This is a genomic window from Streptomyces sp. 6N223 (assembly GCF_052246635.1).
Taxonomy (GTDB): Bacteria; Actinomycetota; Actinomycetes; order Streptomycetales; family Streptomycetaceae; genus Streptomyces.
The window spans coordinates 1-20,516 of sequence record NZ_JBQQCA010000076.1; the positions used below are offsets into that span (position 1 = coordinate 1).

Genomic DNA, 20,516 nt, shown 5'->3' on the forward strand with positions numbered 1-20,516 from the left:
GGGCGAGCTCGGCCTGTAGACCGCGCTCACGCGCTCCCGCGCGCCAAGCGCCCCGGGCCCCGCCCCGCCACCCCCGCCCCGCCGCGCCCGCGTGCCCGCCCGCCGGCCGGTCCCCGGGCCGCGCCGGGGCCGGGGGCGACGCCCGGGCCCGGGAGCGACGCCCGGTCGCTTCGCGTCGGCTGAGCGTGAGGCCGGCGGGTGCGGCGCTTACCATGGCCCGGCGGCGAGAAGTGGGCGTGGCGAGATGAACGGGGAACGGCAGATGGGTCACACGGTGGGGATCAAGGAGGTCGCCCGGCAGGCGGGCGTGTCCGTGGGGACCGTCTCCAACGTGATCAACCGGCCCCACATGGTCGCCGAGGAGACCCGGCAGCGCGTCCAGGCGGCCATCGACGAGCTGGGCTACGTGCGCAGCGAGTCGGCCCGGCAGCTGCGGGCGGGCCAGAGCCGCATCATCGCCCTGCTGGTGCTGGACATGGGAAACCCCTTCTTCGTGGACGTGGCCACCGGCGCGGAGCGGGTGGCGCGGGCCTCCAAGCTCGGCGTCATGCTGTGCAACAGCGCTCAGTCCCCCTCCGAGGAGTCGGACTACCTGTCGCTCTTCGCCGAGCAGCGGGTGCGCGGCGTGCTCGTCACCCCGGCCGACATGTCGGGGCGCAACCTCGCGGACTTCCGGCGGCACGGCATCCCCTTCGTCTTCGTCGACCGGGTGCTGCCCAGCGCCGAGGGCTGCTCGGTCTCGGTCGACGACGTCCTGGGCGGCACCCTGGCCGTCCGGCACCTGCTGGAGCAGGGCCACACCGACGTCGCCTACGTCAGCGGACCGATGTCGCTGCAGCAGTGCCAGGACCGCAGGCAGGGCGCGCTGACCGCGCTGGCCGAGGCCGGGCTGGGGGCGCAGGCGCTGCGGCACGTGGAGGCCGAGCTGCTGGACGTGCCGGCCGGCCGCGAGGCGGGCGCCGCGCTGCTGGCGATGACGCCCCGGCCCTCGGCGGTGTTCTGCGCCAACGACCTGCTGGCCCTGGGGGTGCTGCAGGCGCTGTTCGCGGCGGGGGTGCGGGTGCCGCAGGAGGTCGCGCTGGTCGGCTACGACGACATCGAGTTCGCGGCGGCGGCCGCGGTGCCGCTGACCTCGGTGCGGCAGCCGGCGGTCCGCATGGGCCGGCAGGCCGCCGAGCTGCTGCTGGAGGAGACCGGCGAGGCGGCCGAACGCCACCGCCACCAGCGGATCGTGCTGGAGCCCGAGCTCGTCGTGCGCGACTCCAGCCAGTCCGCCCGCGGCCGGCCCGCCCAACGCCCGGCCGCCGTGGCTCGTAACGTGGAGCCATGAGCGCGATGTTCACCAGCAGCGTCCTGACGATCACGACCGGCGCGGAGGAGACCGTCACCGACCTCACGCGGGAGTGCGAGGCGTTCCTCGCCGACGCCGCCGCAGGGGGCGACGGCCTGCTGAACGTGTTCGTACCGCACGCGACGGCCGGGGTGGCGATCCTGGAGACCGGGGCGGGCAGCGACGACGACCTGCTGGCCGCGCTGCGGGAGCTGTTGCCCGCCGACGGCCGCTGGCGGCACCGGCACGGCAGCCCCGGTCATGGGCGCGACCACGTGCTGCCGGCGTTCGTGGCCCCGCACGCCACGGTGCCCGTCATCGGCGGGCGGCCGCAGCTGGGAACCTGGCAGTCGATCTGCCTCGTCGACACCAACCGGGACAACCCGCGGCGCGAGGTGCGCCTGTCGTTCCTCGGCTAGGGCCTGTCCGGGCGTTCGTTCGTGCCGGGCCGGCGGCGGCGTACGAGGGCACCCTCCGCCGTGAGCGGAGCGCATGAAGGGAATGGGGCACCCCCAGGCCCCCGAGGGTCTGGGGGAGCACCGCGTCCGACGCCGCGGGCCGATTCGACAAGACCGCCCGGACAGGGCAATCCACGAGCGTCCGCACCGGCCCGCCGTTGCGGGCGTCCCGCCGCCGGCCCGGCTCAGCGGGTCGTGGCGCGCTCGGGGGTGATGCCGAGCTCCGCCATGTACAGCGACAGCGCCAGCTTGCCCACCGCCGGGTACGCGCCCAGCGGTTCGGCGGCGGGGCAGCCCGCCTCCTTGGCCGCCGCGTCCAGCAGACCCTCGGCGAGTTCGGGGCCGATCAGGTACGGGGCGAGAGCGAGCTGCTGCGAGCCGGACTCCAGGAGCTTCGCGGCGGTCCTGGCGACCGCACCCTCCTCGTCCAGGGCCGCGGCCAGCACGGGCACGGCCAGCCGCGCCGAGAGCAGCATGCCGGTGATGCCCGCCGCGCGGACCGCCTCCTCGCCGCCCACGGCGGCCAGCACGATGCCGTCGGCGGCGGTGGCGACGGTGAACAGGCGGGCGCGGTCCGCGCGGGCCAGGCCGGCCTCCGACAGCCGCACGTGGACGCCCTCGGCGAGCAGCGGGTGCGGCCCCAGCACGTCCGAGACCAGGGCGGGGGCGCCGCTGTCCGTGACGGCCTGCGCTATGACCCGCAGCAGTGTGTCGTCCGGGCCGGCCAGCAGCGGCACCACGACCGCGGCCGGGCCCTCGGGCTGCTCGGCGCGCACGTCGGCCGCCCGCGCCAGCACCTCGCGCAGCGAGGGGAACTCCTCGTCCTCGCTCTGGACGTAACCGATCCTGGCGTCGAGCCCGGGCAGCTCGGCGCGCGCGATGCTCGCGACCTCCTCGGCGAGGGCGCGGCTGGCCGGGGAGGGGCGGCCGGGAAGGGCCAGCACCAGCGCCGGCGCGCCCTCCGGCGCGGTCACCGGCTCCGGCCGGCGGTGGCGTCCGGGCTGACGGGGACGCGGCATTCGAACGGGCAGGCCGGACGCGGGGCCTGTGGGGGAACTCATGTCGCCGCATGTTAACGCCTTGACGCGGCGGTGCGCCCCTCAGGGGGAACTGATCCCGGTCTGCCCGCGTTTCCTCCCGGCGCTCGTCGCGCCCGGGCGTGACGCGCTCACCACCTAGGGTGTGGTGACGAGCCGCAGCAGCGACGGGTCGGTGGGCAGCCCGAGGGCGTCGCCGCCGAGGCCGGCGGCGACGAGCAGCGCGCCGTCCAGCGGGTCGCCGGCGGCGGGCACGACGCTCGCGCCGGGCAGCCGCCGCGTCAGCGCTTCGCGCAGCGGCGCCAGCAGCGGCTCGCCGATGCGGAACAGGCCGCCGGTCAGCGCGACCTCGCTGCCCCGCTCCGGCGGGCAGACGGCCGCCGCCGTCGCGGCGATCTGCCGCGCGGCCTCGCCCAGGATCCGCCGCGCCACCGGGTCGGCCGGATCGGCGTTGTCGGCGGCGGCGCAGGCGGCGACGTCGGGCGCGAACGAGGCCAGCACGGCCGCCCGGTCGGTGCGCGGGTACAGCTGCTGCGGCAGGCCCTCGACGGGCCCGAACCGCTCGGTCGCGCGCGCCAGCAGCGCCGCCGACCCTCCGTCGCGGCCGTCGTGGGCCCGCATCGCCGCCTCCAGGCCCGCCCTGCCGATCCAGGCACCGCCGCCGCAGTCGCCCAGCAGGTGGCCCCAGCCGTCGGCCCGCCGCCACCGGATGAGGTCCGTGCCGACGGCGATCATGCCGGTGCCGGCCACGACCACCGCGCCCGGCCGCTCGCCCAGCGCCCCGGCGTATCCGGTCACGGCGTCGGCGGCCAGCGCCAGACGGCGCACCCCCAGGGCGGCGCCCAGCGCACCGGGCAGCTCGGCGCGCAGCTGCCCGCCGAGCGTCGCCAGCCCCGCGGCCCCCACGCACACGGCCGTGACCGGGCCGCCGCCGCCCGCCTTCTGAAGCAGCGCACGCGCGGCGGGCACGAGCTGCGCCGCCAGGTGGCCGGCGTCGATGCCCGCCGCGCCGGTCCGCACCGGCTCGGTGCCCGCCACGCTGCCGCAGAGCCGCAGCGTGCCGTCCTCCTCCAGCCGCCCCAGCCCGACGCGGAGCCCGGAGCCGCCGGAGTCCACCCCCAGCACCCAGCCGGGCAGGGACGGTGGGGGCGGCGGGGACGGTGGGAGCGGCGGCATCAGGGCAGCTTCCAGTCCACCGGTGAGCCACCCTGCTCCCGAAGCAGCGCGTTGGCGCGGCTGAACGGCCGGGAGCCGAAGAAGCCCCGGTCCGCCGACATGGGGGAGGGGTGGGCGGACTCCACGGCGGGCACCGGCCCGAGCAGCGGGCGCAGGCCCCGCGCGTCCCGCCCCCACAGGATCGCCACCAGCGGCTTGCCGCGCGCCGACAGCGCCCGGATCGCCTGGTCGGTGACCTCCTCCCAGCCCTTGCCCCGGTGTGCGGCCGGACGGCGGGGGGCGGTGGTCAGGGCGCGGTTGAGCAGCAGCACGCCCTGCTGGGTCCACGGCGTCAGGTCGCCCGTGGAGGGCCTGGGCAGCCCGAGGTCGGTGCACAGCTCGCGGAAGATGTTCTCCAGGCTGCCCGGCAGCGGACGCACCTCGGGCGCGACCGAGAAGCTCAGCCCCACCGCGTGACCCGGCGTCGGGTACGGGTCCTGGCCCACGATCAGCACCCGCACCTCGTCGAACGGCTGCTGGAAGGCGCGCAGGACGTCGGGGCCGGCCGGCAGGTAGGTGCGCCGCGCGGCGATCTCCGCGCGCAGGAAGTCGCCCATCGCGGCGATCCGGCCCGCCACCGGCTCCAGGGCCCGGGCCCAGCCCGGCTCGACGATCTCATGCAAGGGTCGTGCTGCCACGGTCCGTCACCCTACTGTCCCCGTCCGCCTCCGGTCTCGCCGGCGGATGAATCCGTCAACTCCCGCACCGCACCGCCCCTCCCGCGCGTCATCCGAGGACGGCGGCCCGCACGCACAGCACGTCCGGCAGGTGCCGGGCCAGCTGCCGCCACCCGTCCCCGTCGTCGGCGCTGCCGAACACCTCGCCGTTGCGGTTCCCGAAGTACACCCCGGCCGGCTCGGCGTCGTCGGTGCACAGCGCGTCCCGCAGCACCGTGCCGTGGTGCTGCTCCTCCGGCAGCCCCGCGCCCAGCTCCCGCCACGTCGCGCCCGCGTCGTCGGTGCGGTAGACGCGGCAGCGCCTCCCGGCGGGCACCCGGTCGGAGTCGGCGTTGAGGGGAAAGACGTACGCCACCCCCGGCAGCCGCGGATGGGTGGCGATGGGGAAGCCGAAGTCCGAGGGCAGTCCCTCGCCGATGGAGGTCCAGCTGCCGCCGGCGTCATCGCTGCGGTAGACGCCCCAGTGGTTCTGCAGGAACAGCCGGTCGGCGTGGACCGGATCCCGCGCGACCTTGTGCACGCACTGCCCGAACGCCGGGAACCGCTCCGGCTGGAACACCACCTGCACGCCGCTGTTGGACGGGAACCAGCTGGCGCCGCCGTCGTCGCTGCGATACACCCCGCCCGTGGAGACCGCCACCGTCACCGCCTTCGGGTCGCGCGGATCGGTGAGCACCGTGTGCAGCCCCAGGCCGCCCCCGCCCGGCTCCCACCGCTCCCGCGTCGGGTGGTCCCACAGCGAACGCATCAACTCGAAGGTCTCGCCCCCGTCCACCGAACGGAACAGGGCACCCGGCTCCGTCCCCGCGTACACCACGTCCGGCTCGTCCGCGCCCGACGGCTGGAGCTGCCAGACCCGCTCCAGCGACGCCCCGGTGCCCTCGGGGAACGCCACCGCGGGCCGCGGCGGCTCCTGCCAGCTCGCCCCCAGATCGTCCGAGCGGAACACCGACGGCCCCCAGTGCGAGCTGTCGGCGCCGACCAGCAGCCGCGGCCGCTCCCGCCGCCGGTCTATGGCGACGGCGTACACCGCCTGGGCCGGAAAGTGCGGCCCGTCGAACTCCCATCCGGCCTGGCCGCGCCGGTCCACCGGCCGCCGGGCGAGGAACAGGCCCTTGCGCGTGCCCACCGCGAGCAGCACGTCCGTCATCGGCGGAACACCTCCCTGAACGTCATTGTCGTGAGGGTGGCCAGTGTGCACCCGGCCACTGACAACGGCGCCCTGCGCGCTCCGGCGTTCACCTCAGGCGGATGGTCCCGTCCCGCACCGTGATGGCCTCCTCCGGCAGCGGCCGCTCGGCGGGGCCGCGCTCCACCCCGCCGTCGGTGATGCGGAACCGGCTGCCGTGGCAGTGGCAGTTGATGGTGCCGTCGCTGACGTCCGCCACGGTGCAGCCCTGGTGGGTGCAGATCGCGGAGAAGCCGAGGAACTCCCCGGCGGCCGGCTGCACCACCACGACCTGCGCGTCCGCGAAGACCCGGCCGCCGCCCTCGGGAATCTCCGACACGTCCCCCAGCACCTCCCCGCCCCCGTCGCCGTCCCCGGAGCCGCAGCCCGCCAGCGCGGAGGCCAGCCCCGCCGCTCCCGCCACGACCACCAGCCGCCGGGATGTCACCACCGCTCGCACGCCGACCCTTCCTGTCGTCCCCTCGCGCCACCTGCCCCCGCCCCGCTCCTGGGAGTCTGCCGTCTAACCTGCGGGAATGCTCCGCGACACCGCCGCCACCCGCTATGTCACCCCGCTGCGGGAGGGCGGTTCACTCCCCGGCATCGTCGAGGCCGGCGACCTCGGGACGTACGTCATGAAGTGAGCATGGGGTCCCTGTGACCTGCGGGGGAGCGAGCAATGTATCTCTGAGCTGCGGATATGGCTCTCATCGGCTTCCGTCGTCTTCGGCGTTTTCGGGCCCGATGTGCCCTGTGTGCCCTCGTCCACACAGGGTTCGAGCATGTATTTGCCCCTATATGTCAGACGCTGTACACGTTGATAGTGACGGCCCCAGCCAGGTCACACCCGCATCACCACAGAGAAAAGCCCAACGTGACGGCCGTCCAGGCACCGGAGACGACGGGGCCGACCCCTGATCTGGACCGGCTTCGTGTCGGTCGCGCGGGAAACCATCGGCGGCGTCATCGTCAAGCAAGGAGGCCCATCATGGCTCACCCTGCACCCAGCAACCCCTACCTGCAGCCCAAGCCGCGCGAGATGTCCATGGCCTACATCCTGTGGTTGCTCGCTGGCGCCGCTGGCGCCCACCGCTGGTACCTGGGCCGCAAGGGCTCCGCGAAAGCCATGACCATCCTGGCGTGCACCATCGTTGGCCTGCTGGTGTCCATTCCTTGGTCGTGGGTTGACGCCTTCCTGATCCCCGGAATCACCCGGGAGGAGAACGCCAAGCTGGCCGAGGAGTGGGAGACGGGGACCCTCAACCGCCGCGCGGAGCGCGAGAGCGCCGAGGGAGGTCTGTGATCTCCGACGTGACCTCCGTGGTCGGGTGGCGCACCCGCACAAGAAGATGATCAAGATGAGAACGACCCGAGCGAGTGTCGCCGGCATGGCCGTGGCCGGCGCCGCTGCCGGTCCCCTCGCGCTCACCGCCCGCGGCAACGGCGACGACAACTGAAACGGCGGCGAAGGTATCAGAGGGATGCGGCCGAACGCCTCAGCCCAGGAGGGGACGACGACGGTGGAGGAAGTCACCGGGGCGAAGCCGTCGCGGACGGCGGCGGGGAGGCGTGGCGTCCGGTTCTCGCATGGCGGGGCGACAGTCATGGGATGGGATGGGGCCCCACAGGTCTCTAGGATTTCCTCTCTGCCGCCCACGAGTACCGTAGCGGGGTGCTCGTTCATGAAGGGCGCGGTCGAAGTTTTTGGCCATTTTATTCGCGAAATCAGAGTAGGCGTGACTGTACGAAAGAACCACTCCCTGCAAAAGGATCGAGGAAGATATCCTTTGCGTGCGGCCGCATTGGCCGTACGGAAGGAATTGACCCTCGGAGATTGATTCGGAAATTGGATCTCGCCTACGGATCGACTAAGCTGTTCGACCCCCTTGTCGATGTTCCCCCGAGCGGTGCTGGGTAGCACCCTAGAGGCGTTCTTCGCGAAGGGAGCGAAGCGACTTCCCCTGGCGGACGATCTTGAATCGAAGATGATTGCGCTGTCTGCGCCCGATGCCGCGGAGGCAGTCCTGGCCGTGCGGCACCGCGGAGGTCTGCAGGCGAAAGACGTGGAGTTCCTTGATCTCGGACTGCCCGGCCTGGGTGAGCTTCGCGGTGAGGCGGTGGCCGTCCTGGCGTCGGAGGATCGCGGCGAAGTCGCGGGCGAGCTGGTAGGTGCAGCAGTACGCGCGGGCAGCTCCACCCGCACCACCCGTAAGAAGATCAAAGTGCCAAGGCAAGCGTGGTCGATCTCTGCCACATGTCACGGCCAAGGATGGCGCCGACATATGCCCAGTGCACCGCAGCGAAGAGGCTGCGCTCAACAAGGGTGACTACGCCGATCCGCACGACCAGCGGATCACGTTCCGGGAGTTCGCCGAGCAGTGCCGCAGGGGATGCTCTCACCGTCCGGCGACGGCCAGGAACCTGGAAACGCATCTGCGGAAGTACGCCTCCCCGGAGTTCGGCCACCGGCGAATCGGTTCGCTGAGGACCGTCGAACTGCAACCCTGGGCCTTGGGCTCACGAGCAGGAGGCTCGCACCTTCCTCGGCTCGCAACGTACTGACCGCCGTCAGGATCGTGCTGAGGCAGCAGCGACAAAGGGATGCTGGACGTCGTCCGGCAGGTGTCGCGGCGAGACAGCGCGCTGACGCTGACCGCACCCAAGACGGTCAGGGATGGCCAGCAGCTCTTCACCGACACCACGGGGCGGCTCCTGCGGCACGGGTACGCCGGCTTGCCGATCCACGCGGGGGAGAGCGTCCGGGTCGTGGCAGAGCGCATGGGTCACAAGGACGCCACGATCACGTTGCGCGTGTGCGCGCACCTGATGCGCGGCGGCGAGGACCGCACCCGCGAGGCCGTGGGCAGGGCACTCGGATCTCCTTGATCGTTCCCAGTGCGCCCTCGATGTGCCCTTACGCTGTCGCCATGCTCCGCGACACCGCCGCCACCCGCTACGTCACCCCGCTGCGGGAGGGCGGTTCACTCCCCGGCATCGTCGAGGCCGACGACCTGGGCACCTACGTCATGAAGTTCACCGGCGCCGGACACGGCCGCCGGGCCCTGGTGGCCGAGGTCATCTGCGGGCAGCTCGCGCGCCGCCTCGGGCTGCGCGTACCGGAGCTGGTGCGCATCGGCCTCGATCCGGCCATCGCGCCGGCCGAGCCCGACCAGGAGGTGCAGCAGCTGCTGAAGTCCAGCGCGGGGCTCAACCTCGGCATGGACTACCTGCCCGGCTCCCTCGGCTTCGACCCGCTCGCCTACACCGTGAGCCCCGCCGAGGCCGGCCGCGTCGTGTGGTTCGACGCGCTCATCGGCAACACGGACCGGTCCTGGCGCAACCCCAACCTCCTCGTCTGGCACGGCGACCTGTGGCTCATCGACCACGGCGCGGCCCTCATCTGGCACCACAACTGGTCCGGCGCCTCCGCCGCCTCCCGCGCGGAACGCCCCTACGACGCCTCCGACCACGTCCTGGCCTCCCTCGCGCCCGACGTCGCCGCCGCGGCCGCCGACCTCGCGCCGCGCGTCACCGCCGAGCTGCTGTCCGAGGTCACCGCCGACGTGCCCGACGAGTGGCTGGCCGGCGAGGAGGGCTTCGCCTCACCCCAGGCGGTGCGCGACGCCCACGCCGAGATCCTCGCCCTGCGCGCCCCCCGCCTCCACGAGCACATCAGCCTGGGCCCGCCCCCAGCGCGGCGGCCCTCCGGGCCGCCCGGCTGGCTCACCGGCACCTGGCCGCACGGCACCCACCGCACGAGCGGAGCCGCGCGGTGACCGGCACCGGCAGCGAGCGGGTCGTCTTCGAGTACGCCGTGCTGCGCGTCGTGCCCCGCGTCGAGCGCGGCGAGTCCATCAACGCCGGCGTGGTGGTCTACTGCCGCGCCCGGTCGTTCCTCGCCGCCCGCACCCACCTGGACGCCGACCGGCTGCGGGCCCTGGACCCCTCGGCCGACGCCACCGGTGTGCGCGCCGCTCTCCACGCCGCCGAATGCGTCTGCCGCGGCGGCCCCGACGCCGGGCAGGCCGCCGCGGACGACCCCGGGCGGCGCTTCCGCTGGCTGGTCGCCCCGCGCAGCACGGTGCTGCAGCCAGGCCCGGTGCACACCGGGCTGACGGCCGATCCGGAGGGCGAACTGGACCGGCTGCTGCGGCTGCTGGTGCGCTGACGCGGCCGGCTGCCGGGCGGCGGGAAGCGCACTGTCGGTGGCGGGCGATACGGTCTCTCCCAACGACCTAGATCAACTCGGTCCCCGTCCCTGGAGGTTGACGACCGTGATCGGCACGCTGCCCGGATCCTGGCAGGACGTCCTCGGCGAGGAGCTCGGCAAGCCCTACTTCAAGGAGCTCACCGAGTTCGTCGAGGCGGAGCGGGCGGGCGGCCCGGTGTACCCGCCCCGCGAGGAGGTGTTCGCGGCGCTGGAGGCCACGCCGTACGAGCGGGTGAAGGTGCTGATCCTCGGCCAGGACCCGTACCACGGCGCGGGCCAGGGACACGGCCTGTGCTTCTCCGTCCGCCCCGGCGTGAAGATCCCCCCGTCCCTGCGCAACGTCTACCGCGAGCTGCGCGACGAACTCGGCCACCCCATCCCGGACAACGGCTACCTGATGCCCTGGGCCCGCCAGGGCGTGCTGCTGCTGAACGCCGTGCTGACCGTCCGCGCCGGCGAGCCCGGCTCCCACAAGAGCAAGGGATGGGAGAAGTTCACCGACGCCGTGATCCGCGCCGTGGCCGCCCGCCCCGACCCGGCCGTCTTCGTCCTGTGGGGCAGCTACGCCAGGAAGAAGGCCCGCCTCGTCGGCGACGGGCGCCACGCCGTGATCGAGGGCCCCCACCCCTCCCCGCTCTCGCCGCAGCGCTTCAGCGGCACCCGGCCCTTCACCAGGATCGACGAGGCGATCGCCGCCCAGGGCCACGAACCCATCGACTGGCGCATCCCCGACCTGGGCCCGGACGCCGGCCAGGCCGCCGCCCGCCCCGCCGCCTGACCCGCCGCCCGTGGCGTGCGCCGGCGCGCCGTATGCTGCCACGTCACCGGCAACCCCCCGCTAGGAACGTCCAGATCGTCGAGGAGCCCTTCGTGAAGGTCGGCGTGATCGGGCTGGGAGACATCGCCCACAAGGCGTACCTGCCCGTCCTCACCACCCAGCCCGGTGTCGTCCCGCACCTGCACACCCGCAGCCGCACCACCCTGGAGCGGACCGCCGACACCTACCGGATTCCCGCGCCGCAGCGCCACGCCGACCTCGCGTCCCTCCTCGACGCCGGCCTGGACGCGGCGTTCGTCCACGCGCCCACCCACGCCCACCCCGGCCTGGTGAGCCGCCTGCTGCGCGCCGGCATACCGACGTACGTCGACAAGCCCCTGGCCCACGACCTCGGCGAGGCCCAGCGGATCGCCGCCCTGGCCCAGGAGCGCGGCGTGAGCCTGGCCGTCGGCTTCAACCGCCGCCACGCCCCGGCGTACGCCCAGTGCCTGGAGCACCCGCGCGAGCTGATCCTGCTGCAGAAGCACCGGGCAGGGCTGCCGGCCGACCCGCGCGAGACGGTGTACGACGACTTCATCCACGTCGTCGACACGCTGCGCTTCCTCGCCCCCGGCCCGGTCGATCAGGTGCAGGTCAGCGCCCGGGTCCGCGACGGGCTGCTGCACCACGTCGTGCTGCACCTGGCGGGCGACGGCTTCACCGCCGTCGGCGCCATGAACCGCCTCTCCGGCTCCGCCGAGGAGATCCTGGAGGTCTCCGGGCAGGGCGCCAAGCGGGAGGTCCGCAACCTGTCGGAGATCATCGACCACAAGGGCCAGCCCAGCGTCCGCCGCCGCGGCGACTGGGTGCCCGTCGCCCGGCAGCGCGGCATCGAGCAGGCGGTCGTGACGTTCCTGGACGCCGTCCGCACCGGCCGGCCCCTCAGCCCGCAGGACGCGCTGCGCACCCACGAGCTGTGCGAGCGGGTCCTGCTCGGCGCCCTCGGCCACCACTGAACGCCCCGCCGGCGCCCGGCCGGCCGGCGGCCCGTGCCCGGGGCGTCGCTTCCCCCGCGTCACCCCTCCTCGGACGGGTCACTCCTCCTCGGTGGTCACGCGTTCCCCGGTGCCGATGTCCTCCCCGGCGTCGGGCTCCACCGCGCCGACCCAGATCAGCACCAGCAGCACCACGCCCACCACCAGCCGGTAGGCCACGAACGGCATGAAGGTGCGCGTGGAGATCCACTTCATGAACCACGCGATGATCGCGTAGCCGACGACGAACGCGACCACCGTCGCGAAGATGGTCGGCCCCCACGACACGTGGGAGTCCTCCCCGCCGATCTCGGTCAGCTCGTACAGCCCCGAGGCCAGCACCGCCGGAATCGCCAGGAGGAAGGAGTAGCGCGCCGCCGCCTCCCGCCGGTAGCCCAGGAACAGGCCGCCGGTGATCGTCGCGCCCGACCGCGACACCCCCGGCACCAGCGCCATCGCCTGGCACAGCCCGTAGACCAGGCCGTCCCGCACGCTGAGCTGCTCCAGCGTCTTGCGCTCCCTGACCGCCCGGTGCCGCCCGCCGGTCGCGTCCCGCCGCACCAGCCGGTCGGCCACGCCGAGCACCACCCCCAGCACGATGAGGTTGACCGCGATCAGCCGCAGGTCGCGGAACGGCCCCTCGATGGCGTCCTTCAGCGTCAGGCCCAGCACCCCGATCGGGATGGACCCCACGATCACCAGCCACCCCATCCGCGCGTCCATCTCCCGCCGCGCCGCCCGGTCGGTGAGCGACCTGAACCACGCGGAGAGGATTCTCGCGATGTCCTTGCGGAAGTAGATGATCACGGCCGTCTCGGTGCCGATCTGCGTGACTGCGGTGAACGCCGCGCCCGGGTCCTCCCAGTCGAACGCCACCGCCGTCAGCCGCAGATGCGCGCTGGAGGAGATGGGGAGAAACTCCGTCAGCCCTTGCACCAGCCCGAGGATCAGCGATTCGAACCAAGACATGAAGAGTGCGGCATCCCGGGTGCTGAGTGTCGTGGGCAGTGACGAATCACAGGCGTGAAGCGGGATCACTCTAAGCCACACCCTGGTCAGACCTCTAACCCGGGCCGTGCGAAAACCATTCGACGCCCGGCCCCGCGCCGCGCGATCATGAAGTCGTGTTCCGGTACGCCTTCCTCGCCGCACCGCCCGCCGCCGCGGGCGCGCCGGAGGCTGCCGTCTTCCTGCTGGGCGCCGCCGACGGCGCACGACGCTGACCCTTCCCGGATCGCATCGCGGACCCCGCCGGGGGAGGGTCGGGCGCGATCCCGGGGTCCGTGTCCCGGCGGCCACCACCGTGGCCCGGCCGGGATCCCACCGCAGCCGCGAGGAAGACACCCATGCCCAAGCAGGCGTACGTACGCACCAAGCCCCACCTCAACATCGGCACCATCGGCCACGTGGACCACGGGAAGACGACGCTGACCGCCGCCATCACCAAGGTCCTCAGCGAGCGCGGCGCCGGCGCCTTCGTGCCCTTCGACCGCATCGACTCCACCCCGGAGGAGGCGGCCCGGGGCATCACCATCACCATCTCGCACGTCGAGTACGAGACGGACACCCGTCACTACGCCCACGTCGACATGCCGGGCCACGCCGACTACGTCAAGAACATGGTGACCGGCGCGGCGCAGCTGGACGGCGCGATCCTCGTCGTCTCCGCCGTCGACGGGGTCATGCCGCAGACCGCCGAGCACGTGCTGCTGGCCCGCCAGGTCGGCGTCGCGCACCTCGTCGTCGCCCTCACCAAGGCCGACGCCGGCGACCCCGAGCTGACGGACCTGGTCGAGCTGGAGGTGCGCGAGCTGCTGACCGCTCACGGCTACCCGGGGGAGATCCTCCCGGTGGTCAGGGTCTCCGCGGTGGGCGCGCTGCGCGGCGAGCCGCGCTGGACGGCGGCCGTCGAGGCGCTGCTGGACGCCGTCGACACCTACGTGCCGGTGCCCGCCCGCTACCTCGACGCGCCGTTCCTGCTGCCGGTGGAGAACGTGCTGTCCATCACCGGACGCGGCACGGTCGTCACCGGCGCCGTGGAACGCGGCACGGTGCGCGTCGGCGACCGCGTGCAGCTGCTGGGCGACGGCCGCGACGGCGCCGAGACCGTCGTCACCGGCCTGGAGACCTTCGGCAAGCCGATGACCGACGCCCAGGCCGGGGACAACGTGGCGCTGCTGCTGCGCGGCGTGCCCCGCGAGGCGGTGCGCCGGGGGCATGTGGCGGTGCAGCCCGGCAGCGTCACCCCGCGGCGCGCCTTCACCGCCCAGGCGTACCTGCTGTCGGCGGCCGAGGGCGGGCGGCGTACCGGCATCGCCACCGGCTACCGGCCGCAGTTCTACATCAGGACCGCGGACGTGGTCGGCGGCGTCGGGCTCGGGGAGCGAGGCCGCGCCCTGCCCGGCGAGACCGTCACCATGACGGTCGAGCTCGGCCATCCGGTGCCGCTGGAGACCGGTCTCGGCTTCGCGATCCGCGAGGGCGGGCGCACCGTGGGTGGCGGCACGGTGACGGCGGTCGCCGACCGCTGACCGCCCGGCCACGGTGCGCTCCGCCGCGCCCCGGCCCGCGCCCCAGCGCACGGGCCGGGGCGCGGCAGCGCCGGCGGCAGCGGCAGCGGGACAGGGCCCGCCGGGCGAGAATGGGCCCGTGACACCCGTGACCGGCCGCGCGGCCTCCGAGACGGCCGGTGAGCCGACGCCCGTGACCCGGGCCGTGGACCTGGGCACGGCCCGCCTGCTGCCGGACCTCGACCGCGAGGGCGCCTGGCTCCTCACCGTCGACGACGCGCCCCAGTCCTACGTGGACCTCGCCGACCCCCGCCACCTGGAGTTCGAGTACCTGCGCCGCATCGGCCACGTCCTCGACGCCGCGGCCCCCGCCGGCCGGCCGCTCGACCTGCTGCACCTCGGCGGTGGCGCGCTCACCCTGCCCCGGTACGCCGCCGCCACCCGCCCCGGATCCCGGCAGCGGGTCGTCGAGGCCGACGGCGCGCTCGCCGCGCTCGTCGCCGACCGCCTCGCGCTGCCGCCCGGCGGCGGGATCGCCGTCGAGGTCGCCGACGCGCGGGCCGCCCTGGCGGACACCCGGCCCGCCTCCGTCGACGTCCTCGTCTCCGACGTCTTCGGCGGCTCCCGCATCCCCGCCCACCTGACGACCCTCGGCTACGCCCGGGCCTGCGCGCGGGTCCTGCGCCCCGGCGGCGTCTACGCGGCGAATCTCGCCGACGCCCGCCCCTTCGCCTTCCTGCGCTCCCAGCTCGCCGCCTGCGCCGCCGTCTTCGGCGAGCTGTGCCTGATCGCCGAGCCCGGGGTGCTGCGCGGCCGCCGCTTCGGCAACGCCGTGCTGGTGGCCTCCCACGCCCCGCTGCCCGCCGCCGAACTCGCCCGCCGCGCCGCCGCCGACCCCTTCCCCGCGCGCACCGTGCACGGCCTGGCCCTCAGGGACTTCACCGGCGACGCGGCGCCGGTCGCCGAGGGCGCGGCCGTGCCCTCACCCCGCCCCCCGGACGGCGCGTTCCGCGTCGGCTGAACGCGCCGGACCGGCAGGGACCGCGGGACCTACTCCGCCTCCTGCGGGTAGGGCCGCAGGCTGTTCATCATCAGCTCGATCGTCTCGTCGTCCAGCGCGCCCTCGAAGCCCGTGTCGGCGGCCAGCACCCACGTGGCCAGGTCGTGGTTGACGTCCAGGTAGGAGACGGTCACCACCTTGCCGTCGAAGGTCCCGCACTTGTTCTCCGGGTCCTCCGGCACGCCGGTGACGGTGGCGGTCACCGTGTGCCCGGTGATGCCGTGGTCGCTCTCGAACGGCTCGGGCTCGCTGACCTCCAGCGTGCCCCGCTGTTCCTGGTCGTAGGCGGCAAGGGCCCAGTTGCGGGCCTCGTTCCGCGCGGCCTCCTCCGTCCCGGTGGAGCCCTGCGCGCCCTTGGTGCCCGCGACCGCGCGCCAGCTGACGCCGTACTCCGCCTCCGGGCACCAGTCGTCCATGTACGTGGCGACCGCCGACATCATGACCAGCGGCTCGCCCTCGGTCTCGGACCCCTCGCGGGTGTCCTCGTACCCGACCATGTACTCCTCGCTGCCGAGCTTCCAGTCGGGCGGCACGTCGAAGGCGTTGTGCCGGTTCTCGATGGTCTGCACCTGCCAGTCCGGTGAGACGACCGGGTCCGGCTTCTCCAGAACGCCCTGCCGGGGGTCGTCGGGGTCGCTCCCGCCGCTCGCGCCGCCGTCGTCCCCTCCGGGATCCTCGGTGGGCTCGGCCGTCGGCGTGGCCGGCTCGCCGCCCCCGGCGTCGGCGTCCTCGCCGCCGCCGTCACCGCCGTCGTCGCCGCCGAGCACGAAGACCCCCGTGACGACGGCCGCGGCGAGCACCGCGGTGGCCGCGACGATGGCGATCGCCGCCCGCCCCGGCCCCCGCCCCGGGCCGCCGTCCGGCGGCGGCGCGAGGTGCCCCGGCTGCTGCCACTGCCCGGAGGGCGGCTGCTGCGGCGGCTGTTGGGGATACGCCGGGTAGGGGGCCGGCTGCTGGTACCCCTGGTACGGAGGCGCCTGGTGCTGCTGCCCCTGGTACCCGGGATGCGCCGGCTGCTGGTACCCGGAGGGCTGGTAGCCGGGCTGCTGAGGGGAGTTCGGCCACGGCGGGTGGGGGCCGCCTCCCGGCTGCTCGTCTCCTGGCGTCATGCCAGTGACGATACGGCCGACCGCCGACAACCGGCCATCTGCACCCCCTGATCGCTATGCAGCTGGGACATCCGGGCTGCCGCCCCTCCGTTACCCGCTGGTAATGTTTGGGTATGGCCGATCTCCCGCCTCCCGCCCCAGCCGAACCGGACCCCGCCGAGGCCGCCGCGCCGTCCACGGCCCAGCTCGGCGAACTCCTCGCCGCGACCGTGCCGATGGTCCGCACCCTGCGCCTGGAGTATCTCTCCATCGCCCCCGACCACGCCCGGCTCCGGCTGCCCGACCAGCCCGACTACCACAACCACCTCGGCGGTCCGCACGCCGGCGCCATGTTCACCCTCGCCGAGTCCGCGAGCGGAGCCATCGTGCTGGCCGCCTTCGCCGACCAGCTCTCCCGCGCCACCCCGCTCCCCGTCCACGCCGAGATCGACTTCCGCAAGGTCGCCCGCGGCCCGCTCACCGCCACGGCGTCCCTGGGCCGCCCCATCCCCGACGTCATCGCCGAACTCGGCGCCGGCAAACGCCCCGAGTTCCCCGTCACCGTCAGCATCCAGCGCGAGGACGGCGCCGTCACCGGCGAGTTGCGCGTCGTGTGGACCCTCCGCCCGCAGCGGGACTGACCCCCTCACCCCGAGGCCAGCAGCAGCGTCCCCGCCACGGCCAGTCCCGCCCCCGCCGCCTGCGCCGCCCGCAGCCGCTCCCGCAGCACCCCTCGCGCCGCCAGCGCCGTGACCACCGGATACAGCGAGGCGAGCACCGCGGCCACCGTCACCGGCCCGATCCGCGCCGCCAGCGCGTACGTGCCGTTGGCGACCACATCGGCAAGCCCCACGAACGCCAGCGACGGCAGCGAGGCGGACACCACACCGCGCCCGCCCTCGGGCAGCACCGGCGACCCCGCCCGCACCGCCGCGTACAGCGCGACCCCGCCCGCCAGCACGTTGCACACCCGCTGCACGAACAGCGCGAGAAACAGCCCGGTGACCGTCGTCGACGCCTCCGCGATCAGCGCCAGCACCGCGCCGAAGCCGAACGCCGCCCCCAGCGAGTACGCCAGCGTCCGCCGCTGCACCGGCGCCCCCCGCACCTGCGGACCTCCGGCCAGCAGCACCCCGGCGAGGGCGACCAGGATGCCCGCGTACTGCATCGCCCCCGGGCGTTCCCCCATCGCCAGCGCCACCCCGACCGGGACCGCCACCGCCGTGCCGACCAGCGGGGAGACCACGCCCATCGGACCCATCGCGAGCGCCCGGTAGAAGAACAGCAGCGCCACCGGCCCCATCAGGCCCGCCGCCACCGCGAACCACAGCCTCCCGCCCGCCTCCTCCCAGGCCCCGGTGGCCAGCACCACCACGCCCAGCACGGCGGCGGCCAGCACCTGGGAGACCACCACCACCGTCAGCGCCGGGATGCGCCGCGCCAGCAGGCCGCCGCCGAAGTCCGCCAGGCCCCACAGCAGGCTGGTGGCCAGTGCCAGGGCAATCATCCGCACCTCGCAGTACAGTGTGATGAACGATAAGGTCCAACACACCGTAGCGCAGTTTGTTGCACCTATGCATCCAAAATATTCGACTACCTCTCGGCGGACAGGCCCGTGACCGACCTCGACCAGCTCACCCAGTCCCTCGCCCGGAACCTCAAGCGCCTGCGCACCGAGCGCGGCTTCACCCTCGACGCCCTCGCCGCCCGCGCCGGCATCAGCCGCGGCATGCTCATCCAGATCGAACAGGCCCGCACCAACCCCAGCGTCGGCACCGTCGTGAAGGTCGGCGACGCCCTCGGCGTCAGCATCACCACCCTCCTCGACTACGACCGGGCCCCCGCCGTGCGCCTCGTCCCGCCCGACCAGGCCGTGCGCATGTGGTCCACCCCGCAGGGCAGCCACAGCACCCTGCTGGCGGGCACCGAGGCCCCCGGCCCCCTGGAGCTGTGGCACTGGCGCCTCATGCCGGGAGACGGCAGCACCTCCGACCCCCACCCCGGCGGCACCACCGAACTCGTCCACGTCACCGCCGGCGTGCTCACCCTCACCGTCGACGGCGCCGACCACCGCGTCCCCGCCAACACCTCCGCCTCCTTCGAGTCGAACACCCCCCACGGCTACCGCAACGACGGCACCGAACCCGTCGAGATGACCATGGCCGTCTCCGTCCCAGCCGCCCCCCACTGACCACCCCACCGGCGCTGATAGCGTGCGACGCATGCGCGCCCCGATCGGCTCCTTCGACAACGCCCGCCCCGCCCCGGAGTGCCTGGACCTCCTTCCCCCGCCCGTCGCCGACGCCGTCCGCGCCTGGCGGGGCCCGGTGCCCGCCGGCCAGCTCCTGTACGTCGACACCGACCCCGACAAGGCCGACACCGCCGTCTTCGTTCAGACCTACGGCGCCGACCTGCTGGAGACCTCCGCGAACTGCGTCGTCATCGCGGCCAAGCGCGGCGGCGAGACCCGCCTCGCGGCCTGCGTCGTGCTCGCCACCGGCCGCGCCGACGTCAACGGTGTGGTCCGCCGCCACCTTCAGGCCCGCAAGGCGTCCTTCGCGCCCCACGAGACCGCCGTCGCCGAGACCGGCATGGAATACGGCGGCATCACGCCCATCGGCCTGCCCGCCCACTGGCCCCTGCTGCTCGACGCCGCCGTGGCCGACCTGCCGCACGTGCTCATCGGCAGCGGACGGCGCCGCGGCAAGCTCATCACCCCGGGCAAGGCGCTGACCGCCCTCCCCGGCGCCGTCGTCCTGGAGGGCCTGGGCCGCTGAGGCCCCGTCCCGCCGCCGCCCGCCCCGGCGTTCAGCCCAGCAGCGGGAGCTCGATCGCCGGGCAGCGATCCATCACCATCTCCACGCCGGCCGCCCGCGTCCGCTCGTACGCAGCCTCGTCCACGACGCCCAGCTGGAACCACACCGCCTTCGCGCCGATCGCCACCGCCTGGTCGGCGATGCCGCCCGCCACCGAGCTGTTGACGAACACGTCCACCACATCCACGGGGAACGGGATCGCCGCCAGCTCCGGATACCCCCGCTCGCCGTGCACCGTCTCCGCCTTCGGATGCACCGGCACGATCCGCTTGCCGTACCGCTGCAGCACCCGCGCCACCCCGTACGCCGCGCGCCGCTCGTTCGCCGACAGCCCCACCACCGCCCAGGTGTCCCCGGTCTCGGTCAGGATGCGGCGGATCGTCTCCTGCTCGTCCCTCTCATCACCCATGTCCGCGAGAACGCCCCCACGCGCCACCCCATTCCCGCCCGTACGCTGAACGGATGCGGGACGAGTACCTCACCGTGGCGGCCGAGACCGAACACGAGACGGAGATCAGCCGCTCACGCTTCCTGTGCGCGCTCGCCCCCGCCACCACCGACGCCGAGGCCCAGGCGTTCATCGCCCGCGTCCGCACCCGTCACCCGGCCGCCACCCACCACTGCTACGCCTACCTCCTCGGCGCCGACGCGGCCGTCCGGCGCAGCAGCGACGACGGCGAGCCCGGCGGCACCGCCGGCGTCCCCATGCTCCAGATGCTGCTGCGGCGCCGCGTCCACGACACGGTCGCCGTCGTCAGCCGCTACTTCGGCGGCACCAAGCTCGGCGCCGGCGGACTCATCCGCGCCTACGGCGGCGCCGTCGGCGCCGCCCTCGACGCGGCCGGCACCGTCACCCGCCGCCGCATGCTGCATGCGGCCGTCACCACCGGCCACCAGCGGGCCGGCAAGCTGGAGAACGAGCTGCGCGCCACCGGCCGCACCGTCCGCGCCGTGACCTACGGCGCCGAGGTGACCATCGAGATCGAGCTCCCGGCGTCGGAGTCCGAGGCGTTCCGCGACTGGCTGGCCGGCACCACCGCGGGCGGCGCCCGTCTGGAGTTCCGCGACGACCTCCACAGCGGCGCCTGAGCGGGGCAACCTCACCGCCCTCGGCGGCGACGAGAGGGTGGCACCCGCCTCGCGAGAACGGACCACG

General features: G+C 74.2%; 24 protein-coding genes and 1 pseudogene. 15 read left to right on the plus strand and 10 right to left on the minus strand.

The window, feature by feature from the left end; genetic code table 11:
- The first annotated feature begins 262 nt into the window (after positions 1-262).
- Positions 263-1,330 carry a LacI family DNA-binding transcriptional regulator gene (locus ACTWQH_RS30195; RefSeq protein WP_443289978.1) on the plus strand — a complete coding sequence of 356 codons (1,068 nt, stop codon included), beginning with the start codon at positions 263-265 and terminating at the stop codon, positions 1,328-1,330.
- The gene (locus ACTWQH_RS30200; protein WP_443289979.1) at positions 1,327-1,749 is read left to right on the plus strand and encodes a secondary thiamine-phosphate synthase enzyme YjbQ; all 423 of its coding nucleotides are present in this window, start codon (positions 1,327-1,329) and stop codon (positions 1,747-1,749) included. The genes ACTWQH_RS30195 and ACTWQH_RS30200 overlap by 4 nt, the downstream gene beginning before the upstream one ends.
- A 224-nt stretch (positions 1,750-1,973) precedes the next feature.
- On the opposite strand, the gene ACTWQH_RS30205 is transcribed toward ACTWQH_RS30200, so the two are convergent.
- From ACTWQH_RS30205 to ACTWQH_RS30225, 5 genes are all read right to left on the minus strand, one after another.
- Complete coding sequence (locus ACTWQH_RS30205) at positions 1,974-2,849, minus strand: sirohydrochlorin chelatase (protein WP_443289980.1); 876 nt, start codon at positions 2,847-2,849, stop codon at positions 1,974-1,976.
- Between the two features lie 114 nt (positions 2,850-2,963).
- Positions 2,964-4,001, minus strand: coding sequence for an N-acetylglucosamine kinase (locus ACTWQH_RS30210; RefSeq protein WP_443289981.1), 1,038 nt, complete (start codon positions 3,999-4,001; stop codon positions 2,964-2,966).
- Complete coding sequence (locus ACTWQH_RS30215) at positions 4,001-4,678, minus strand: uracil-DNA glycosylase (protein ID WP_443289982.1); 678 nt, start codon at positions 4,676-4,678, stop codon at positions 4,001-4,003. The genes ACTWQH_RS30210 and ACTWQH_RS30215 overlap by 1 nt, the downstream gene beginning before the upstream one ends.
- A gap of 88 nt (positions 4,679-4,766) precedes the next feature.
- Positions 4,767-5,867, minus strand: coding sequence for a WD40/YVTN/BNR-like repeat-containing protein (locus ACTWQH_RS30220; protein ID WP_443289983.1), 1,101 nt, complete (start codon positions 5,865-5,867; stop codon positions 4,767-4,769).
- Between the two features lie 88 nt (positions 5,868-5,955).
- Positions 5,956-6,345 (minus strand): Rieske (2Fe-2S) protein, encoded by a 390-nt coding sequence (locus tag ACTWQH_RS30225; RefSeq protein ID WP_443289984.1) that lies wholly within the window; start codon positions 6,343-6,345, stop codon positions 5,956-5,958.
- Positions 6,346-6,421: 76 nt separating this feature from the next.
- Between ACTWQH_RS30225 and ACTWQH_RS30230 the strand changes: the two are divergent.
- Together ACTWQH_RS30230 and ACTWQH_RS30235 are read left to right on the plus strand one after the other, a co-directional pair.
- Positions 6,422-6,526 (plus strand): annotated as a pseudogene (locus ACTWQH_RS30230) (HipA family kinase); the annotation flags it as partial.
- Between the two features lie 347 nt (positions 6,527-6,873).
- The gene (locus tag ACTWQH_RS30235) at positions 6,874-7,188 is read left to right on the plus strand and encodes a TM2 domain-containing protein (protein WP_443289985.1); all 315 of its coding nucleotides are present in this window, start codon (positions 6,874-6,876) and stop codon (positions 7,186-7,188) included.
- 619 nt (positions 7,189-7,807) lie between these two features.
- Here the strand turns inward: ACTWQH_RS30235 and ACTWQH_RS30240 are convergent.
- A complete protein-coding gene (locus ACTWQH_RS30240; protein ID WP_443289986.1) occupies positions 7,808-8,119 on the minus strand; it encodes a hypothetical protein in 312 nt (103 codons plus the stop codon).
- 367 nt (positions 8,120-8,486) lie between these two features.
- Here ACTWQH_RS30240 and ACTWQH_RS30245 point away from each other — a divergent pair, with 367 nt between their 5' ends.
- From ACTWQH_RS30245 to ACTWQH_RS30265, 5 genes are all read left to right on the plus strand, one after another.
- Positions 8,487-8,771 carry a hypothetical protein gene (locus ACTWQH_RS30245; protein ID WP_443289987.1) on the plus strand — a complete coding sequence of 95 codons (285 nt, stop codon included), beginning with the start codon at positions 8,487-8,489 and terminating at the stop codon, positions 8,769-8,771.
- A 41-nt stretch (positions 8,772-8,812) separates the two neighbouring features.
- Complete coding sequence (locus ACTWQH_RS30250) at positions 8,813-9,661, plus strand: HipA family kinase (RefSeq protein WP_443289988.1); 849 nt, start codon at positions 8,813-8,815, stop codon at positions 9,659-9,661.
- Positions 9,658-10,053 carry a DUF3037 domain-containing protein gene (locus tag ACTWQH_RS30255; protein ID WP_443289989.1) on the plus strand — a complete coding sequence of 132 codons (396 nt, stop codon included), beginning with the start codon at positions 9,658-9,660 and terminating at the stop codon, positions 10,051-10,053. Before ACTWQH_RS30250 ends, ACTWQH_RS30255 begins: the two co-directional genes overlap by 4 nt.
- Before the next feature lie 106 nt (positions 10,054-10,159).
- Positions 10,160-10,873 (plus strand): uracil-DNA glycosylase, encoded by a 714-nt coding sequence (gene ung / locus ACTWQH_RS30260; protein WP_443289990.1) that lies wholly within the window; start codon positions 10,160-10,162, stop codon positions 10,871-10,873.
- 92 nt (positions 10,874-10,965) lie between these two features.
- On the plus strand, positions 10,966-11,868 hold the full coding sequence (locus ACTWQH_RS30265) for a Gfo/Idh/MocA family protein (RefSeq protein ID WP_443289991.1): 903 nt from the start codon (positions 10,966-10,968) through the stop codon (positions 11,866-11,868).
- Positions 11,869-11,946: 78 nt separating this feature from the next.
- Here the strand turns inward: ACTWQH_RS30265 and ACTWQH_RS30270 are convergent, their stop codons facing one another.
- Positions 11,947-12,855, minus strand: a complete 909-nt coding sequence (locus ACTWQH_RS30270; protein WP_443289992.1) for an undecaprenyl-diphosphate phosphatase — start codon at positions 12,853-12,855, stop codon at positions 11,947-11,949.
- 377 nt (positions 12,856-13,232) lie between these two features.
- Here ACTWQH_RS30270 and tuf point away from each other — a divergent pair, with 377 nt between their 5' ends.
- Positions 13,233-14,417 carry an elongation factor Tu gene (gene tuf / locus ACTWQH_RS30275; protein ID WP_443289993.1) on the plus strand — a complete coding sequence of 395 codons (1,185 nt, stop codon included), beginning with the start codon at positions 13,233-13,235 and terminating at the stop codon, positions 14,415-14,417.
- Positions 14,418-14,535: 118 nt separating this feature from the next.
- A complete protein-coding gene (locus ACTWQH_RS30280; protein ID WP_443289994.1) occupies positions 14,536-15,417 on the plus strand; it encodes a spermidine synthase in 882 nt (293 codons plus the stop codon).
- A 29-nt stretch (positions 15,418-15,446) separates the two neighbouring features.
- Here ACTWQH_RS30280 and ACTWQH_RS30285 read toward each other — a convergent pair whose 3' ends face one another.
- Positions 15,447-16,565, minus strand: a complete 1,119-nt coding sequence (locus ACTWQH_RS30285) for a hypothetical protein (RefSeq protein ID WP_443289995.1) — start codon at positions 16,563-16,565, stop codon at positions 15,447-15,449.
- A gap of 113 nt (positions 16,566-16,678) precedes the next feature.
- Between ACTWQH_RS30285 and ACTWQH_RS30290 the strand changes: the two genes are divergently transcribed.
- Positions 16,679-17,185: a DUF4442 domain-containing protein gene (locus ACTWQH_RS30290; protein WP_443289996.1), complete on the plus strand. Its 507-nt coding sequence runs from the start codon at positions 16,679-16,681 to the stop codon at positions 17,183-17,185.
- Between the two features lie 5 nt (positions 17,186-17,190).
- Here the strand turns inward: ACTWQH_RS30290 and ACTWQH_RS30295 are convergent, their stop codons facing one another.
- Positions 17,191-18,051 carry an EamA family transporter gene (locus ACTWQH_RS30295; RefSeq protein ID WP_443289997.1) on the minus strand — a complete coding sequence of 287 codons (861 nt, stop codon included), beginning with the start codon at positions 18,049-18,051 and terminating at the stop codon, positions 17,191-17,193.
- 108 nt (positions 18,052-18,159) lie between these two features.
- Here ACTWQH_RS30295 and ACTWQH_RS30300 point away from each other — a divergent pair, with 108 nt between their 5' ends.
- Positions 18,160-18,735, plus strand: coding sequence for a helix-turn-helix domain-containing protein (locus tag ACTWQH_RS30300; RefSeq protein ID WP_443289998.1), 576 nt, complete (start codon positions 18,160-18,162; stop codon positions 18,733-18,735).
- Between the two features lie 31 nt (positions 18,736-18,766).
- Entirely contained in the window at positions 18,767-19,321 is a 555-nt protein-coding gene (locus ACTWQH_RS30305; RefSeq protein WP_443289999.1) for a YbaK/EbsC family protein, read from the plus strand.
- 31 nt (positions 19,322-19,352) lie between these two features.
- Here ACTWQH_RS30305 and ACTWQH_RS30310 read toward each other — a convergent pair whose 3' ends face one another.
- Positions 19,353-19,769 carry a CoA-binding protein gene (locus tag ACTWQH_RS30310; RefSeq protein ID WP_443290000.1) on the minus strand — a complete coding sequence of 139 codons (417 nt, stop codon included), beginning with the start codon at positions 19,767-19,769 and terminating at the stop codon, positions 19,353-19,355.
- 53 nt (positions 19,770-19,822) lie between these two features.
- On the opposite strand from ACTWQH_RS30310, the gene ACTWQH_RS30315 reads away from it, so the two are divergent.
- The gene (locus ACTWQH_RS30315) at positions 19,823-20,449 is read left to right on the plus strand and encodes a YigZ family protein (RefSeq protein ID WP_443290001.1); all 627 of its coding nucleotides are present in this window, start codon (positions 19,823-19,825) and stop codon (positions 20,447-20,449) included.
- Positions 20,450-20,516 lie beyond the last annotated feature (67 nt).

Bases quoted from the DNA above. Each gene is read 5' to 3' on its own strand.
- ACTWQH_RS30195 (WP_443289978.1), top strand. From the start codon at position 263: ATGGGTCACACGGTGGGGATCAAGGAGGTCGCCCGGCAGGCGGGCGTG.
- ACTWQH_RS30200 (WP_443289979.1), top strand. From the start codon at position 1,327: ATGAGCGCGATGTTCACCAGCAGCGTCCTGACGATCACGACCGGCGCG.
- ACTWQH_RS30205 (WP_443289980.1), bottom strand. From the start codon at position 2,849: ATGAGTTCCCCCACAGGCCCCGCGTCCGGCCTGCCCGTTCGAATGCCG.
- ACTWQH_RS30210 (WP_443289981.1), bottom strand. From the start codon at position 4,001: ATGCCGCCGCTCCCACCGTCCCCGCCGCCCCCACCGTCCCTGCCCGGC.
- ACTWQH_RS30220 (WP_443289983.1), bottom strand. From the start codon at position 5,867: ATGACGGACGTGCTGCTCGCGGTGGGCACGCGCAAGGGCCTGTTCCTC.
- ACTWQH_RS30235 (WP_443289985.1), top strand. From the start codon at position 6,874: ATGGCTCACCCTGCACCCAGCAACCCCTACCTGCAGCCCAAGCCGCGC.
- ACTWQH_RS30245 (WP_443289987.1), top strand. From the start codon at position 8,487: ATGCTGGACGTCGTCCGGCAGGTGTCGCGGCGAGACAGCGCGCTGACG.
- ACTWQH_RS30250 (WP_443289988.1), top strand. From the start codon at position 8,813: ATGCTCCGCGACACCGCCGCCACCCGCTACGTCACCCCGCTGCGGGAG.
- ACTWQH_RS30270 (WP_443289992.1), bottom strand. From the start codon at position 12,855: ATGTCTTGGTTCGAATCGCTGATCCTCGGGCTGGTGCAAGGGCTGACG.
- tuf (WP_443289993.1), top strand. From the start codon at position 13,233: ATGCCCAAGCAGGCGTACGTACGCACCAAGCCCCACCTCAACATCGGC.
- ACTWQH_RS30285 (WP_443289995.1), bottom strand. From the start codon at position 16,565: ATGACGCCAGGAGACGAGCAGCCGGGAGGCGGCCCCCACCCGCCGTGG.
- ACTWQH_RS30290 (WP_443289996.1), top strand. From the start codon at position 16,679: ATGGCCGATCTCCCGCCTCCCGCCCCAGCCGAACCGGACCCCGCCGAG.
- ACTWQH_RS30295 (WP_443289997.1), bottom strand. From the start codon at position 18,051: ATGATTGCCCTGGCACTGGCCACCAGCCTGCTGTGGGGCCTGGCGGAC.
- ACTWQH_RS30305 (WP_443289999.1), top strand. From the start codon at position 18,767: ATGCGCGCCCCGATCGGCTCCTTCGACAACGCCCGCCCCGCCCCGGAG.
- ACTWQH_RS30310 (WP_443290000.1), bottom strand. From the start codon at position 19,769: ATGGGTGATGAGAGGGACGAGCAGGAGACGATCCGCCGCATCCTGACC.
- ACTWQH_RS30315 (WP_443290001.1), top strand. From the start codon at position 19,823: ATGCGGGACGAGTACCTCACCGTGGCGGCCGAGACCGAACACGAGACG.